Genomic DNA, 16,090 nt, shown 5'->3' with positions numbered 1-16,090 from the left:
ATGCAGATTGCTATTCAAACAGATGTTGGAATGGTAAGGAAGCATAATGAAGACAGCGGGGAAGTGTTCACAAAAGGTGAACACTTTCTTGCAGTTATTGCTGATGGTATGGGCGGACATAAAGCTGGTGATATCGCCAGTCAAGAAGCTTTAACATGTATAAAAGATGCATGGAATCAGTTTGAAGAAAATATGGAGAGTATTAGAGAGTGGATTCAAAACGTATTACGAGATACCAATAATCATATTTTTCAATTTTCACAAGAAAATCCTGAAACAAGAGGGATGGGTACGACTGTAGTTGCTGCTCTCGGTAACAGCAATGAGGTTACCGTTGCTCATATTGGGGACAGTCGTTGCTATCTTTATTCAAACGGAGAGCTAAAACGAGTAACAGATGATCATTCACTCGTTCAAGAACTCGTAAAATCTGGTCAGATTACAGAAGACGAAGCGGAGATCCATCCTAGACGTAACATGATCATGAAAGCAGTTGGAACAGACGAGACGGTAGAAGCAGAGTTCAATCAAATCACTTGGAATAACGGTGACTACCTATTGCTTTGTTCAGATGGATTGTCTGATAAAGTTTCTTTTAAACGTATTCAAGAAGCGCTCTTAAATCCTCAGGAATCTGTTGCCGAAAAAGTAGAGACCTTGATCACATGGGCAAAAGATGCTGGTGGAGAAGATAATATTACAGCGATCCTTATTCAAAATCGATCTGACACAGAAACAAAAGGGGAAGCAAGAGCATGATTGGAAAAAGAGTCAGTGGCCGCTACAAGCTTTTAGAAATAATAGGTGACGGCGGAATGGCCATCGTTTATCGCGCAAAGGATTTAATACTCGATCGGGATGTTGCTGTAAAAGTGCTTCGTTCAGAGTTTAATAAAGATGAAGACTTTATCAGACGTTTTAAAAGAGAAGCAGAATCTGCTACGAGTTTGGATCATCCTAATATTGTAAGTATTTATGATGTTGGAGAAGATGAAGATATCTATTTTATTGTCATGGAATATGTTCAAGGCAAAACACTCAAGCAATACATAAAAGAGCACGGAAAGATTTCAGTAGAAAATTCACTGCACCTTATGAAGCAGATTGTTTCAGGCATGGCTGTTGCACATGACCATGGGATTATTCATCGGGATATCAAGCCGCACAATATATTAATTACGGAAGATGGAACAGCGAAGCTAACCGATTTTGGTATAGCCTTAGCCATCACTTCAGCAACGATCACACATACAAATTCTATCTTAGGTTCAGTCCATTACTTCTCTCCTGAACAAGCACGAGGCGGCATTGCTAACGCAAAATCGGATATCTATTCATTTGGAGCTGTCATGTATGAGATGGTTACTGGAAGAGTCCCTTTTGTCGGAGAATCTCCTGTGTCAGTCGCACTTAAGCACCTTCAGGAAAATGTAATTGAACCAAGAAGGTTAAATCCAGAGATTCCACAGAGCGTAGAGAATATCATTTTAAAAGCGTTAGCGAAAAGTCCGTTAAGAAGATATGACAGTGCAGAAGAACTTTTACAAGATATGAATACTGCCCTTGATCCTGAGCGTATGTATGAACAAAAATGGACGGAAGATTCAGACGACGATGAAAAAACAAAATATATACCAGCTGTCGTGCCGCCTGTTGGTGCTTCAAGTCCTCTTAAAAAAGCAGAAGCCATTCCTGAAAAAAAGAAAAAGAAAAGAAGATGGTGGCTCATTATTTTGCTTGCCTTGCTTCTTTTTGGTGGAGCAGCTGTTGCAGCATTTACCATTTTACCTTCTATTTTTTACGTACAAGAAGTCAATGTACCAGACGTAGTTGGTAATGATTACGAAGACGCCTTTGATAAATTAAAAGCGGAAGGTCTCGATGTAAAACGGCAGGAAGTATTTGATCCTGAAGTGGAAGACGGGCATGTGATCAGACAAAATCCTGCACCAGGTACGAAGGTGAAAGAAGGAAGCACCATTATCTTACAAGTATCAAAAGGTGCTGAGAAAGAAAATATGCCAGATATAGAAGGATACAATATTGATACCGCTAAAGATATTTTAAAAGAAAAAGGGTATTCTGATATTGATATTAATTATGAGGCATCTGATACAGAACCTGAAGGAACCGTTTTAACTCAAAGCCCAGATCGCAACGAAAAAGTGACACCTGCTGAAACGACTGTTACGTTAACCGTCAGCTCTGGAAAACCAACTGTTCAAGTAATGAACTTGAGTGGATTAACAAAAGAAGAAGTAGAGAATTACGCTAAAAGTGAAGGACTTGTAGTAGAATTCGCTTCAGCATTTTCGGAAACCGCAGAAAAAGGAAGAGTCATTTCACAAAATCCTACTGCTTTTACTGAAGTTGAACAAGGTGCAACGATAAGTGTTGTACTTTCAGATGGTCCCGAACCAAAAGAAGAGCCCGTTAACGAACAAAAGATTACTAAGAAGATAAAAGTGAAAGTAGATAAGAAAGAACCTGTCCAGGTAAAAATAGTATACTCAGACAAGAACGCTTCAAATGAAGTATTCGTAGATGAATCCATTTCAGACACAAAAGAATATGCGATTCCATTGACCATTGCAGAAGGCGGTTTCGCATCATATGTCGTTTACATTAATGGACAAGAAGAGAAATCCGAAAGAATTAATTATAAAAACGCTAACAGCAGCAACAACAGTGAAGATGATGAGGAAGGGGACGATGGTGATTAAGGATGCCTGAAGGAAGAATCGTTAAAGCATTGGCTGGTTTTTACTACGTAAAGGAAAGTGGGAAGTCTGAGATTTTCCAATGCAGAGGAAGAGGAAACTTTCGAAAGAAAAAGGTAAATCCGTTAGTGGGTGACTGGGTAGAATATGAATCAAGCAATGTTACGGATGGATATATCTTAGATGTAAAAGAACGAAAGAATGAATTAGTCCGGCCTCCAATCGCAAATGTAGATCAAGCCATTCTCGTTTTTTCGGCAACTGAGCCTAATTTTAGTCCTTTGCTCTTAGACAAATTTCTTGTCCACATTGAAGCGAATGATATTCTACCCGTAATCTGTATCTCAAAAATGGATCTTGTAGAAGAGACGGAAGATTTTGCAGAGATTCAAACGTATATTGAAGCGTATACAAAGTTGGGATATGAGGTCATTCCGACTTCCACAAAAACGGAAGGCAGTCTAGAAATGTTTTATCCGCTTTTCAAAGACAAAGTGACCGTTTTTGCCGGTCAATCTGGTGTTGGGAAATCATCCCTATTAAATGCCATTAATCCTGAGCTTATGCTTGAGACGAATGAAATCTCAAGCCATCTAGGGCGTGGGAAACATACGACTAGACATGTTGAGTTAATTTTATTTGGTAACGGTCTAGTTGCGGATACGCCTGGATTTAGTTCATTGGATTTCTTTAACATGGAGGCTGAAAACCTCTCGATGTATTTTCCGGAAATGAATGAACGTCGGGGGGATTGTAAATTCCGAGGATGTTCACATACTTCAGAGCCAAAGTGTGCCATCAAAAAGGGTGTTGAAGAAGGACACATCCCCCAATTTCGCTATGACCATTACGTAACCTTTTTGCAGGAAATTAAAGATCAAAAACGGAGGTACTAAATGATTAAGATAGCTCCTTCTATTTTATCCGCTGACTTTTCAAAGTTAGGCGAGGAGATCAAAGCAGTAGAGATGGCCGGTGCAGACTATATCCACATTGATGTTATGGACGGTCATTTTGTTCCTAACCTTACACTGGGACCTCTTGTGGTACAAGCTATTCGTCCATTAACAAAACTGCCATTTGACGTACATCTAATGATAGAGAACCCAGACAGATATATTGAAGCGTTTGCTGAAGCAGGCGCAGATATCATAACGGTCCATGTTGAAGCAACTCCGCATCTTCATAGAACGATACAACTAATTAAGAAAACAGGTGTAAAAGCGGGAGTGGTGTTAAATCCTGCAACCCCTGTTGAATCAATCAAGCATATTATTCACGACATTGACCTTGTATTGTTGATGACTGTAAACCCAGGGTTTGGGGGACAATCGTTTATTGAAAACGTCGTATCTAAAATAAGAGAAGTTTCTATACTCGTTGAAAAGCTTGAATTGGATGTAGAAATAGAAGTAGACGGTGGTATAAATCCTGAAACTGCTCCGTTATGTATTGATGCTGGCGCAAATGTACTAGTCGCTGGGTCAGCCATCTATGGGAAAAAAGATTTAAAGGATGCAATCAACTCGATACGTGGTGTATAATAAAATCGAATAAAAAAATAGTAACCACAGGGGGAGTCTCGAAAGGGGCTGAGAGGGGAGTGTTCTCCCGACCCTTTGAACCTGAAGCTTGATCATACTTGCGTAGGGATGTGGAGTCGTATGATTTTTTGATTCTTTATCGAAATGAATCTTAAAGCAACCGCACTCACATGCCGGTTGCTTTTTTTATTTTCTTCAACATTTTAAGAGGAGGATGAAAGATGAAGAACAACAATGTGTCATTGATAACTGAAATGGCTATTATGGCCGCTCTCTCATTAATTTTGGGACTTATAAAATTTTCTGGTATATGGGCGCAAGGCGGGTCCGTGTCATTAGAAATGGTGCCTATCTTTTTAATGGCATTTAGAAGAGGATTAAAAGCAGGTGTTTTTACAGGTTTAATTGTTGGGTTGCTTCAATTGCTTGTTAACCCATACATCGTTCATCCAGCACAGCTCTTTCTCGACTATCCGTTAGCATTTGCATTAGCTGGTGTAGCTGGGGCATTTGCGCCATCTATTACACAAAACAAAGCAAAAAGAACCGTATTTATGATAACTGGAATATTTGTAGGTTGTCTCTTAAGATTGCTCTCTCACGTGGCTTCGGGCGTTATTTTCTTTAGTGACTTTGCAGAAGAAATGAACGTATGGCTTTATTCATTCATGTACAATGGTTCCTACATGATCGTGATTTTTGTCATCACTTCGGCAGTTGTTATTCTGTTGACGAATACTTCTCCAAAGTTATTGCATACATCACGCAAAGATCTTCATCAAGTGGCATGAAAATAAGAATTGTAGCTGGAGGACCTCCAAATCTTATACCAGAATTAAAAGTTTACAATAATTCTTCAGATGTGATTTGGATTGGCGTTGACCGGGGGACGTTTGTTTTATTACTTCAAGGAATAAAGCCCAGTTATGCGTTTGGAGATTTTGATTCTGTTTCTGAAGCTGAAAAAAATGCAATCTTGCAATCGCATGTTACTCTTAACCTCTATCAATCTGAGAAGGATTACACGGATATGGAGCTCGCCTTCAATTGGGCGATTGCACAAGATCCAGATGAAATTTTATTGTTCGGTGCTACTGGAGGAAGATTGGATCATGAGATGATGAACATTCAGCTTCTCTATAAAGGTCTCTCTAGCAATGCAACTATTAAAGTAATAGACGATAAAAATGAATTATCTTTAAAAAAGCCTGGTACGTATACAGTTAATGAGAACAATTCGTTTTCCTATTTTTCATTTTTAGCCTTTAATCAAGAGGTTACAGGCATAACATTGGAAGGTTTTAAATATCCATTAAAAAATGCTTCCTTGCAAATCGGATCCTCACTTTGCATTTCGAATGAGCTTGTAAAGAAAAGTGGTACTTATTCTTTTGCCTCTGGCATAATATTGATGGTAAAGAGCCGTGATTAAAAAATTACGGAAAACAGGCCCCTAAGCACCATTTTATAAAACGGGGAATATTGTATTTTAGGTTTTTGCTCTTATCATTTTTTGTGGGCCTGGAGGAGGGGTAAGATGAAATTTTATACCATTAAACTTCCTAGATTCTTAGGGGGATTCGTTCGTGCCATCTTAGGTTCTTTTAAAAAAGGATAACAAACAAAAAAAGCGCATATGCGCTTTTTTTGTTTGTTATCCTTGTTTCTAGCTGTTTTAGTGAACTATGCTGTTTTTGCAAATAGTTGTTTTCCGTTCCAAGATGCTCTCTTTCCGCGGGGCGTGCGGTGAACCTCAAACTTTTTAGGCAAATAAAAAAACAGCAGCTCGTGCTGCCGTTTTTTATTAAACGCGTTCTACTTTGCCAGATTTAAGAGCACGAGCAGAAACATATACGCGCTTTGGCTTTCCGTCCACAAGAATGCGAACCTTTTGGACATTAGCTCCCCAGCTTTTCTTTGATTTGTTCATAGCGTGAGAACGCTTGTTTCCGGTTTTAGGTCCTTTTCCAGTAATAAAACATTTACGAGCCATAGTAGGTGAACCTCCTTTACAGCAAAAAAGCTTTGCATCAATTCAATCGTATGTTAAATACTAAATAATATTAGCACGACTCTGAGGCTATTGCAACATATTCATTATGGGATTTCAAGTAAATTTCCTTGACATTACTATTTACATAGTGTGAAATGTAGTAGTCCTTTCAAAAAAGTGTAATGTATAGTAAAATATTTTTAGCCATTTAACAATTTAAAGGGGGATGTAAGCATGTCCATTGAAATGAAAACAACCTATGGTCAAATTGATATTTCTAATGAAGTGATTGCCACTATAGCTGGTGGAGCTGCAATCGATTGTTATGGAATTGTTGGCATGGCATCAAGAAAACAACTCAAGGATGGAATAACTGAACTTTTAGGACGTGAAAATTTCTCCCGAGGGATCGTTGTCCGACAAGAGGAAGATGAAGTACATATCGATATGTATATCATTGTAAGCTACGGAACAAAGATTTCTGAAGTGGCTCACAACGTACAGAACAAAGTGAAATATACCCTGGATCAAATGCTTGGTTTGGCGGTTGACTCAGTCAATATTTACGTTCAGGGTGTCAGGGTGACAACCCCTTAGTTAGGAGGAAGTTTTGTGTCTTTAAAAGGATTAGACGGAAAAAAGTTTTCAAAAATGGTGCTCGAAGGTGCATCGAACCTTTCTAGAAATGCAGCGATGGTGGACGCTCTTAATGTTTTTCCTGTGCCAGATGGCGATACAGGAACAAACATGAACTTAACGATCACATCTGGTGCCAAGGAAGTTGAAAAGAACATAAACCATCAAATAAGCGCTGTTGCAAATGCATTTGCTAAAGGTCTCTTAATGGGAGCGAGAGGAAACTCTGGCGTTATCTTGTCACAGCTCTTCAGAGGTTTTTCTAAGGCGATCGAAGGTAAAGAAACGATTACTGCTGCCGAATTTGCTAACGCGTTTGATAAAGGTGTCGAAACAGCTTATAAAGCAGTTATGAAGCCTGTTGAAGGTACAATCTTGACCGTTGCAAAAGATGCTGCAAAAAAAGCCGTAAAAGAAGCGAAAAAATCTGACGACATTCTTTATATTATGAAAGAAGTTGTGAAAGAATCTAAAGCATCATTAAACCGTACGCCAGACCTTCTTCCAGTATTAAAGGAAGTTGGCGTTGTTGATTCAGGCGGACAGGGACTTGTAACGGTTTATGAAGGTTTTTTAGCCGTATTAGAAGGTAAAGAACTTCCGAAAGTATCGGTTAACGCTCCTTCTATGGGTGAACTCGTAAATGCTGAACATCATAAAGCCCAGCTTCATATGAAAACAGAAGACATTCACTTCGGATATTGCACAGAATTTATGGTGAAATTTGAAGAAAACAAGCTGAAAAATAACCCGTTCGATGAAATTGGATTTCGAAACGAGTTAAGTGAACACGGAGATTCTTTACTTGTTGTTGCAGATGAAGATGTAGTAAAGGTTCACATTCATACTGAACAACCCGGAAACATGCTATCTCTTGCACACCGTTATGGAAGTCTAATTAACATTAAGATCGAAAATATGCGTGAACAGCATTCAGCAATCTTAGAGAGCGAAAACGAAGTAATCCCTTCATATTCTCAGCCAGTCACTGAAAAGAAGAAAGAATATGGCATAGTTACTGTAGCGATGGGTGAAGGAATCGAAGAAATGTTTTCATCCATGGGTGCAGCTGTAATCCAAGGCGGACAAACGATGAATCCAAGTACAGAGGACATCGTTCGTGCGATTTCTGAAGTAAATGCCGAAAAAGTATTTATTTTGCCAAACAACAGCAACATCATTATGGCTTCAGAACAAGCTGCAAGTGTTGTTGATCAAGAAGTAGTCATCATCCGAACGAAAACAGTGCCTCAAGGAATTGCATCAATTCTTGCGTTTAATCCTTCTGCAGATATGAAGGAAAACGAAAAGAAGATGAACGAAGCCATTTCGAGTGTTAAGTCCGGACAAGTAACATATGCAGTTAGAGATACCTCTATTGATGGGGTGGAAATTGCGAAAGGTGACTTTATGGGGATTTCAGAAGGAAAAATCATTTCTTCTAAAACAGATAAACAAGAAGTAACAAAAGAACTTTTATCTACAATGATGGACGAAGACTCAGAGATCGTGACCATTATTTATGGCGAAGATTGTTCTGAAGAAGAAGCAAAAGAACTAGCTGATTATGTCGAGGATAAGTTTCCTGATGCTGAAGCTGAGATCCATAATGGAAAACAGCCGATCTATTCATTTATTTTAGCAGTTGAATAATCCCTAAAAGTATTCTCTCTTTAACTTAAAGTGTGATAAAGTTAAGGAGGAATACTTATTTTATTGGGAAAAAACGCAAGTGAAGGAGATCGTCATGAAATATAAAAGTGTTTTTGATATAATCGGTCCCGTGATGATCGGACCATCAAGTTCACATACTGCTGGAGCAGCCAGAATCGGCAGAGTTGCCCGGCATTTATTCGGCAGAAAGCCTGATTTTGCAAGAATCTCTTTTTATGGATCGTTTGCTAAAACCTATAGAGGTCATGGAACAGATGTTGCGATAGTCGGGGGTATTTTAGATTACGATACCTTCGATACTCGGATTGTGGATGCGCTTACAATCGCTAAGCAAGAAGGGATCGCCATAACGATGACGGAAGAAGACGCGATTACAGATCATCCGAATACAGCTCGAGTAATCATTGGAGACAGCGAAGCTCAGATAGAACTGGTTGGTATCTCCATCGGTGGAGGGAAAATCGAAATCACTGAGCTGAACGGGTTTGATTTAAGGCTCTCTGGCAATCATCCTGCTTTGCTAATCGTTCATAACGATAAATATGGAGCCATTGCTGGTGTTGCCAACATATTAGCTAAACATGAGATCAATATTGGTCACATGGAAGTATCGAGAAAAGAAAAAGGGAAAGAAGCCCTCATGGTGATTGAAATCGATCAAAATGTTGATGGTGTCATCATAGATGAATTAAATTCTCTTCCTATTGTTCAACAAGTTGTTAAGATTCATGATTAAGAGGTGAATAGCATATGTTTCGTAATGTAGCTGAACTAATAGAATTAGCGGAATCAAAAAAATGCAAGATTTCAGAGATTATGATTGAGCAAGAAATGGAAGTTACCGGCCGAACAAGAGACGAAGTTACATCCTTTATGGACCGGAACCTAACGGTAATGGAAGAAGCAGTATTGCGCGGGATTACAGAAGATGTTAAGTCTCATTCAGGATTGACGGGTGGAGACGGGAAACTTTTACAAGACTATATCAAACGAGGGAAATCCTTGTCTGGTGATCTGATGATGGATGCGGTTAGTAAAGCGATGGCGACGAACGAAGTAAATGCTGCAATGGGTACAATCTGCGCAACGCCTACTGCAGGATCTGCAGGAGTAGTTCCAGGGACTCTATTTGCGTTAAAGGAGAAACTAAAGCCGACTCGCGAAGAGATGATACAGTATTTATTTACAGCAGGTGCCTTTGGATTTGTTGTCGCTAACAATGCTTCCATTTCAGGAGCAGCAGGAGGTTGTCAGGCAGAGGTGGGATCTGCAACTGGTATGGCGGCAGCTGCAATCGTTGAATTAGCTGGTGGAACACCTTCACAAGCTGCTGAAGCGATGGCGATTGCACTTAAAAACATGCTGGGATTAGTTTGTGATCCTGTAGCAGGTCTTGTTGAAGTTCCATGTGTGAAGAGAAATGCTATGGGAGCAAGTAACGCTATAGTTGCTGCAGACATGGCTCTTGCAGGCATCGTAAGCCGTATTCCATGTGACGAAGTTATTGATGCAATGTATAAGATTGGTCTCTCTATGCCATCAGCTCTACGCGAAACGGCACAGGGTGGTCTAGCTGCCACTCCTACTGGCAGAGAACTTGAGGCGAAAATATTCGGCATCCCATTAAATGAGAAGTGATGATGCTTACAGAACCAACAACAACCGTACAAGGAATCGGTGAAAAAAAAGCAGAAGAATTAGCGAGTATGGGAATTATCACTGTTGGAGATCTTCTTGAATATTTGCCGTATCGCTATGAAGATTATCAAAAGAAAGATCTATCAGACATCGCACATGATGAAAAAGCAACAATCGAAGGGAAGGTTCATTCAGAGCCTTCTCTACGTTATTTTCCGAAAAAAAAATCAAGACTGACGTTCCGTATGCTAATCGGCAAGTATTTAGTTTCAGCGGTAATCTTTAACCGTCCTTTCTTGAAAAATCAAATCTCCTTAGGTCTAACACTTACTCTTACAGGAAAGTGGGATCGCAATAAAATGACGTTAACGGTCAGTGATGTTCATTTTGGTCCTTTTTCAGACGACCGTAAAATTGAACCCGTTTATTCTTTAAAAGGATTGATGCACGGGAAAACGATGCGCAAAATCATTGAACAAACGTTTAAACAATTTACGGGGCATGTCCCGGAACCGCTCCCTCTATATTTACGCGAGAAATACCGGCTTCCTGGAAAAGAAACGGCACTTAAAATGATGCATTTCCCAGAAAACTTTCAAGAGTTAAAGGCTGCTAGAAGAAGACTCGCATATGAGGAGCTTCTTTTCTTTCAACTAAAAATGCAGATTTTTAGAAAATGGAACCGGCAGCAATCAGAAGGTGCTTCACTTTTATTTGATCAGAAGCGTGTAGAGTCATTCATTGCTTCTCTTCCCTTTCAGCTCACACAAGCACAAGAGCGTGTAGTAGAAGAAATATTAAAAGATCTAACAGATGCTAGTCGGATGAACAGGCTTCTTCAAGGTGACGTTGGTTCAGGAAAAACAGTTGTAGCGGCCATCGCATTATATGCTTCTGTAACTGCGAACAGGCAAGGGGCACTGATGGTGCCTACTGAGATACTTGCTGAACAGCATTTTCAATCCCTTAAGGAAATGTTCGCGCCTTTTGGTATTACGGTTGCTCTGTTAACGAGCTCTGTAAAAGGGAAGTTAAGAAAAGAAACGCTGCATTTGTTAAGTCAAGGTGAGATACAGATAATGGTAGGGACTCACGCTCTTATACAAGAGGAAGTGAATTTTCACAAATTAGGATTGGTAATTATCGATGAACAGCACCGTTTTGGAGTCAACCAAAGAAGGGTGCTGAGGGAAAAAGGAGAAAGTCCAGATGTGCTGTTCATGACAGCTACACCCATCCCTCGAACATTAGCCATTTCTGCATTTGGTGATATGGATGTATCTACGATAGATGTCATGCCTGCTGGAAGAAAGCCTATCATCACTCATTGGGCTAAACACGGCATGTTAGAAAGAGTTCTTGATTTTATAAAAAAAGAAATCGTGAATGGAAGGCAGGCCTATGTGATCTGTCCATTAATTGAAGAATCCGAAAAAGTAGATGTCCAAAATGCGATTGACGTTCATGGGCAGCTCAGCCAATATTTTCACGAATATGAAGTAGGATTAATGCACGGACGGCTTCATGCAACTGAAAAAGATGAAGTGATGAGAAGATTTGCAGCTAATCAGTGTCAGATTCTTGTCTCTACGACTGTTGTTGAAGTTGGGGTCAATGTCCCGAATGCCACAATAATGGTGATCTATGATGCAGAAAGATTTGGATTATCCCAATTGCACCAGTTAAGGGGAAGAGTGGGGCGCGGGAGTGATCAATCTTATTGTGTGTTGATTGCAGATCCTAAGACTGAAGAAGGCCAAGAGCGGATGAGAATCATGACCGAGACGACTAATGGCTTTGAACTATCAGAAAAAGATTTAGAGCTTCGCGGCCCTGGAGATTTCTTCGGTAATAAGCAAAGTGGAGTTCCCGCCTTTAAAGTAGCGGATCTTATTCACGATTATCGTATATTGGAAACGGCAAGAAATGATGCTGCAAAACTTGTGAATTCTGAAGAGTTTTGGAAAGAAACGATGTATGCACCAATACGGGCTATCCTTGAAAATGAAGGGGTCCTTGACAAGGAAAGACTGGATTAATAGTTGAAAGAGGAGTACTGATACTATATACTACTATTAGTACCAGCTCATAATAGCAGAAAAACGCGGCAGGTACGCCTTATTTTAGGGCACCTGCTTTTCTAACGCTTTTTTATAGAAATAAGGATGAATCCATAAATAAGACCTCTTTAATGGAAGAAGGAAAAGTATTTATGAAAAAAACAAAGCGAGAGCGGCAAGAGCTCTTAACTGAAACCATTAAACAAACACCTTTTATTACAGATGAAGAACTAGCAGATAAATTCAGCGTCAGTGTCCAGACTATTCGGCTTGATCGTTTAGAACTTTCAATCCCTGAACTTAGAGAAAGAATTAAATCTGTTGCTGAAACGAAACTGGATGATGTTAAAGCACTTCCGATTGAAGAAGTAATCGGTGAAATCATTGATCTGCAATTAGACGAGTCTGCTATTTCAATATTAGATATTAAAGAAGAACACGTATTCTCACGTAATAAAATTGCTAGAGGACATCATGTGTTCGCACAAGCTAATTCCTTAGCTGTGGCAATAATAAACGACGAACTAGCATTGACTGCAAAGGCAAACATTCGTTTCTCACGTCCTGTTAGGGTTGGAGAAAGAATTATCGCAAAAGCAAAAGTGACAGAAAAGGGCTCTGAACGGACAAAAGTAGAATTAAACAGTTATGTCGAAAAAGAGCTTGTTTTTAACGGTGAGTTTACGATGTATCGATCAAAACAAGATCCAAAGGAAGGAAGTTAAATCAGCATGAGAATCGCATTAGATGCCATGGGTGGAGACAACGCGCCAAAAGAAATTGTGAAAGGCGCATTGCTCGCTGTTGAACAATATCCGGAACTATCAATCACTCTCGTAGGTGATGAAGCTAAAATTAATGAACATCTACCAACCAATCATACTTTTACCATCATACATACGGATGAAGTCATTGAAACCTCTGAGGAACCCGTTCGAGCAGTTCGACGAAAAAAGAATGCATCAATGGTACTCGCAGCTAATGAAGTGAAAACAGGTAAAGCAGATGCATACATTTCAGCAGGAAACACAGGTGCTTTAATGGCAAGTGGCTTATTTTACGTTGGAAGAATTAAAGGGATAGAGAGACCCGCATTAGCACCAACACTTCCTACCCTAAATGGCCAAGGCTTCCTATTCTTAGATGTAGGTGCGAACATGGATGCTAAACCTGAACACCTTCTACAATATGCGTTAATGGGCTCTGTCTACTGCCAGCAAGTAAGAGGAATTGAAAACCCTCGAGTAGGACTACTAAACATAGGGACAGAGAGCGAAAAAGGAAACGCACTATCAAAGGCAGCCTATCTATTGCTGAAAGAAGCTGATATTAACTTTGTCGGAAATGTAGAATCAAGAGATCTTCTCATGGGAGCTGCAGATGTTGTTGTTTGTGACGGATTTTCTGGGAATCTAGTCTTAAAATCAATTGAAGGAACAGCTATGAGCATGTTTTCCATGATTAAAGAAACATTAACGTCAAGTTTAACAAGCAAACTGGCAGCGGGAGTATTGAAACCAAAGCTTCGCGGAATAAAAGATAAGCTCGATTATACAGAGTATGGTGGAGCGGGACTATTTGGTTTAGCCGCTCCAGTAATAAAAGCACACGGTTCCTCAAATGCGAACGCCGTATTAAATGCCATCCGCCAAACGAAAGAGATGGTAGATAAGAATGTCGTTCATACGATTTTGAATCATATTCAAGCTGACGATAAAAAGGAGGAGTAACAGATGGGTAAAATCGCCTTTCTTTTTCCTGGACAGGGTTCTCAAGTTGTAGGAATGGGGAAAGAACTAGCTGATCAAGAGCCACGAGCAAAAGCTGTATTTGATAATGCCGACAAAAAACTGCAGATCGACTTGTCAAAAATTATCTTTGAAGGACCTGAAGAGTTGCTGAAGAAAACAGAAAACACACAGCCTGCTTTATTAACCGTTAGTACTGCTGTTCTTGAAGTATTTAAAGAGCATGGGATTTCAGCTGACTTTACTGCTGGGCACAGCCTGGGAGAATATTCAGCTTTAGTTGCGGCTGGCAGTATTTCTTTTGAGGACGCAGTGTATGCGGTAAGAAACCGCGGATTGCTTATGGAAGAAGCAGTTCCTGCAGGTGTGGGGACCATGGCTGCTATTATCGGTTTTGATCAAGAGCGACTTGAAGTCATAACAGCGGATGTTACGCAAGCAGGAAACAGTGTACAAGTAGCCAACTTGAACTGCCCAGGTCAAATTGTTATTTCCGGAACGGTATCAGGCGTAGAGGAAGCTGGAAAGCAAGCGAAAGAAGAAGGCGCAAAAGTAATCCCATTACAAGTTAGCGGACCTTTTCACTCATCCTTAATGAAACCTGCAGCTGACCGATTTTCTGAAGTTTTATCGGAGATTGAAATTCATGATGCTCTAACACCAGTAATCGCTAACGTAACAGCGAAACCTGTTACATCTGGAGAACAGATTAAACAACAACTGATCGAACAGCTTTATTCACCCGTTCGCTGGGAAGAGACTGTTAGAGAATTGATGGATCTTGGCGTAGATACTTTTATTGAAATAGGACCTGGTAAAGTTTTATGCGGCCTTGTAAAGAAAGTGAATCGCCGTGCCAATGTAATGGCTGTTGGAGACATGGATACTTTAATGCTGGCAGTAGAGAAACTGAGAGGAGAATCGGTAGATGCTTAACAATAAATCTGTATTGGTTACAGGTGCCTCCCGTGGAATTGGTCGCGCGATTGCCCTTTATTTTGCTAAAAATGGAGCAAAAGTAGCAGTAAATTATTCCGGCAGTGAAGCGAAAGCAAACGAAGTTGTAGAAGAGATAAAAGCAAACGGCGGTAATGCATTTGCCATCAAAGCTGATATTTCTAACTCAGAAGATGTTTCGAACATGGTAAAGTCAGTTATTGATGAATTTGGCAGGCTTGATGTTCTCGTAAACAATGCTGGGATTACAAGAGATAACTTGCTTATGAGAATGAAAGAAGAAGATTGGGATGCAGTCATCAACACGAACTTAAAAGGTGTATTCCTGACCACAAAAGCAGTTAGCAGACAAATGATGAAACAGCGTCATGGACGCATCATTAATATCGCATCGATCGTAGGGGTTTCCGGTAACGCAGGCCAGGCCAACTATGTAGCAGCAAAAGCAGGTGTAATTGGTCTAACAAAAACGGCTGCAAAAGAGTTGGCTTCAAGAGGTATTACCGTTAATGCGATCGCACCTGGTTTTATAGAAACAGATATGACAGGTAAGCTAGAAGAAGGAATCAAAGAGGATATGCTGAGAAACATTCCGTTAGCCCGTTTTGGTCAGCCAGATGACATTGCAGCAGCAGCTGTGTTTCTAGCAGGAGATGAGAGTTCTTATATTACAGGACAAACTCTTCATGTTGATGGCGGAATGGTAATGTAGTTTTCTTTTGGAAACTTGTTTTTTTAACAGCACGTATCCCTCTAGTTTTTTATGATAAAAAAGCATATACTATTGAAAGGAGGTGACACACAAAATGGCAGACGTTTTAGAAAGAGTTTCAAAGATCGTTGTTGACCGTCTAGGTGTTGACGCGTCTGAGGTTAAGCCTGAAGCTTCCTTTAAAGAAGATCTTGGTGCAGACTCTCTTGATGTAGTAGAATTGGTAATGGAACTTGAAGATGAGTTCGAATTAGAGATTTCTGATGAAGATGCTGAAAAAATTGCAACTGTTGGTGATGTTGTAAATTACATAAACAGCAAACAATAAGTAACGGATAAAGTCCCGTGTTTATAGCGGGGCTTTCTTCCCATTTAAGGGGAGAAACAACAAAATAGCCCTTTTACGAG

Annotated in this window: 18 protein-coding genes and 1 riboswitch; of the genes, 17 read left to right on the top strand and 1 reads right to left on the bottom strand. The window is 40.0% G+C overall.

What is annotated here, in order from left to right; all coding sequences use genetic code 11:
- The 7 genes from KUV80_RS05745 to spoVM all read left to right on the top strand — a co-directional run bounded on the left by KUV80_RS05745 (position 1) and on the right by spoVM (position 5,882).
- Positions 1 to 759 carry a Stp1/IreP family PP2C-type Ser/Thr phosphatase gene (locus tag KUV80_RS05745; RefSeq protein WP_222461699.1) on the top strand — a complete coding sequence of 253 codons (759 nt, stop codon included), beginning with the start codon at positions 1 to 3 and terminating at the stop codon, positions 757 to 759.
- Entirely contained in the window at positions 756 to 2,723 is a 1,968-nt protein-coding gene (gene pknB / locus KUV80_RS05740; protein ID WP_222461698.1) for a Stk1 family PASTA domain-containing Ser/Thr kinase, read from the top strand. Before KUV80_RS05745 ends, pknB begins: the two co-directional genes overlap by 4 nt.
- Before the next feature lie 2 nt (positions 2,724 to 2,725).
- On the top strand, positions 2,726 to 3,616 hold the full coding sequence (gene rsgA / locus KUV80_RS05735) for a ribosome small subunit-dependent GTPase A (protein ID WP_222461697.1): 891 nt from the start codon (positions 2,726 to 2,728) through the stop codon (positions 3,614 to 3,616).
- Entirely contained in the window at positions 3,617 to 4,264 is a 648-nt protein-coding gene (rpe, locus tag KUV80_RS05730; protein WP_222461696.1) for a ribulose-phosphate 3-epimerase, read from the top strand.
- 19 nt (positions 4,265 to 4,283) lie between these two features.
- Positions 4,284 to 4,390: riboswitch (TPP riboswitch) on the top strand.
- 95 nt (positions 4,391 to 4,485) lie between these two features.
- Positions 4,486 to 5,055, top strand: a complete 570-nt coding sequence (thiT, locus tag KUV80_RS05725) for an energy-coupled thiamine transporter ThiT (RefSeq protein WP_222461695.1) — start codon at positions 4,486 to 4,488, stop codon at positions 5,053 to 5,055.
- Entirely contained in the window at positions 5,052 to 5,696 is a 645-nt protein-coding gene (locus KUV80_RS05720; RefSeq protein WP_222461694.1) for a thiamine diphosphokinase, read from the top strand. The genes thiT and KUV80_RS05720 overlap by 4 nt, the downstream gene beginning before the upstream one ends.
- A 105-nt stretch (positions 5,697 to 5,801) precedes the next feature.
- On the top strand, positions 5,802 to 5,882 hold the full coding sequence (gene spoVM, locus KUV80_RS05715) for a stage V sporulation protein SpoVM (protein WP_066240671.1): 81 nt from the start codon (positions 5,802 to 5,804) through the stop codon (positions 5,880 to 5,882).
- Between the two features lie 186 nt (positions 5,883 to 6,068).
- Here the strand turns inward: spoVM and rpmB are convergent, their stop codons facing one another.
- Positions 6,069 to 6,257: a 50S ribosomal protein L28 gene (gene rpmB, locus KUV80_RS05710; RefSeq protein WP_066240673.1), complete on the bottom strand. Its 189-nt coding sequence runs from the start codon at positions 6,255 to 6,257 to the stop codon at positions 6,069 to 6,071.
- Between the two features lie 234 nt (positions 6,258 to 6,491).
- Here rpmB and KUV80_RS05705 point away from each other — a divergent pair, with 234 nt between their 5' ends.
- The 10 genes from KUV80_RS05705 to acpP all read left to right on the top strand — a co-directional run bounded on the left by KUV80_RS05705 (position 6,492) and on the right by acpP (position 16,010).
- Positions 6,492 to 6,854, top strand: coding sequence for an Asp23/Gls24 family envelope stress response protein (locus KUV80_RS05705; RefSeq protein ID WP_066240675.1), 363 nt, complete (start codon positions 6,492 to 6,494; stop codon positions 6,852 to 6,854).
- Positions 6,855 to 6,869: 15 nt separating this feature from the next.
- The gene (locus KUV80_RS05700) at positions 6,870 to 8,546 is read left to right on the top strand and encodes a DAK2 domain-containing protein (protein ID WP_222461693.1); all 1,677 of its coding nucleotides are present in this window, start codon (positions 6,870 to 6,872) and stop codon (positions 8,544 to 8,546) included.
- 94 nt (positions 8,547 to 8,640) lie between these two features.
- Positions 8,641 to 9,303: an L-serine ammonia-lyase, iron-sulfur-dependent subunit beta gene (gene sdaAB, locus KUV80_RS05695; protein WP_222461692.1), complete on the top strand. Its 663-nt coding sequence runs from the start codon at positions 8,641 to 8,643 to the stop codon at positions 9,301 to 9,303.
- A 14-nt stretch (positions 9,304 to 9,317) separates the two neighbouring features.
- Complete coding sequence (gene sdaAA, locus KUV80_RS05690; RefSeq protein WP_222461691.1) at positions 9,318 to 10,205, top strand: L-serine ammonia-lyase, iron-sulfur-dependent, subunit alpha; 888 nt, start codon at positions 9,318 to 9,320, stop codon at positions 10,203 to 10,205.
- A gap of 2 nt (positions 10,206 to 10,207) precedes the next feature.
- Positions 10,208 to 12,244 carry an ATP-dependent DNA helicase RecG gene (gene recG, locus KUV80_RS05685; protein ID WP_222461690.1) on the top strand — a complete coding sequence of 679 codons (2,037 nt, stop codon included), beginning with the start codon at positions 10,208 to 10,210 and terminating at the stop codon, positions 12,242 to 12,244.
- A gap of 173 nt (positions 12,245 to 12,417) precedes the next feature.
- Positions 12,418 to 12,990: a transcription factor FapR gene (fapR, locus tag KUV80_RS05680; RefSeq protein WP_222461689.1), complete on the top strand. Its 573-nt coding sequence runs from the start codon at positions 12,418 to 12,420 to the stop codon at positions 12,988 to 12,990.
- A 6-nt stretch (positions 12,991 to 12,996) separates the two neighbouring features.
- Positions 12,997 to 13,995, top strand: coding sequence for a phosphate acyltransferase PlsX (gene plsX / locus KUV80_RS05675; protein WP_222461688.1), 999 nt, complete (start codon positions 12,997 to 12,999; stop codon positions 13,993 to 13,995).
- Positions 13,996 to 13,998: 3 nt separating this feature from the next.
- Complete coding sequence (gene fabD / locus KUV80_RS05670; RefSeq protein WP_222461687.1) at positions 13,999 to 14,949, top strand: ACP S-malonyltransferase; 951 nt, start codon at positions 13,999 to 14,001, stop codon at positions 14,947 to 14,949.
- Positions 14,942 to 15,682 (top strand): 3-oxoacyl-[acyl-carrier-protein] reductase, encoded by a 741-nt coding sequence (gene fabG, locus KUV80_RS05665; protein WP_222461686.1) that lies wholly within the window; start codon positions 14,942 to 14,944, stop codon positions 15,680 to 15,682. Before fabD ends, fabG begins: the two co-directional genes overlap by 8 nt.
- 94 nt (positions 15,683 to 15,776) lie before the next feature.
- Positions 15,777 to 16,010, top strand: coding sequence for an acyl carrier protein (gene acpP / locus KUV80_RS05660; RefSeq protein ID WP_222461685.1), 234 nt, complete (start codon positions 15,777 to 15,779; stop codon positions 16,008 to 16,010).
- The last annotated feature ends 80 nt before the right edge of the window (positions 16,011 to 16,090 follow it).

Source organism: Fictibacillus nanhaiensis (genome assembly GCF_019801215.1).
GTDB classification, from domain to species: Bacteria; Bacillota; Bacilli; order Bacillales; family Fictibacillaceae; genus Fictibacillus; species Fictibacillus nanhaiensis_C.
This window is presented reverse-complemented; position numbering and strand designations above follow the sequence as displayed.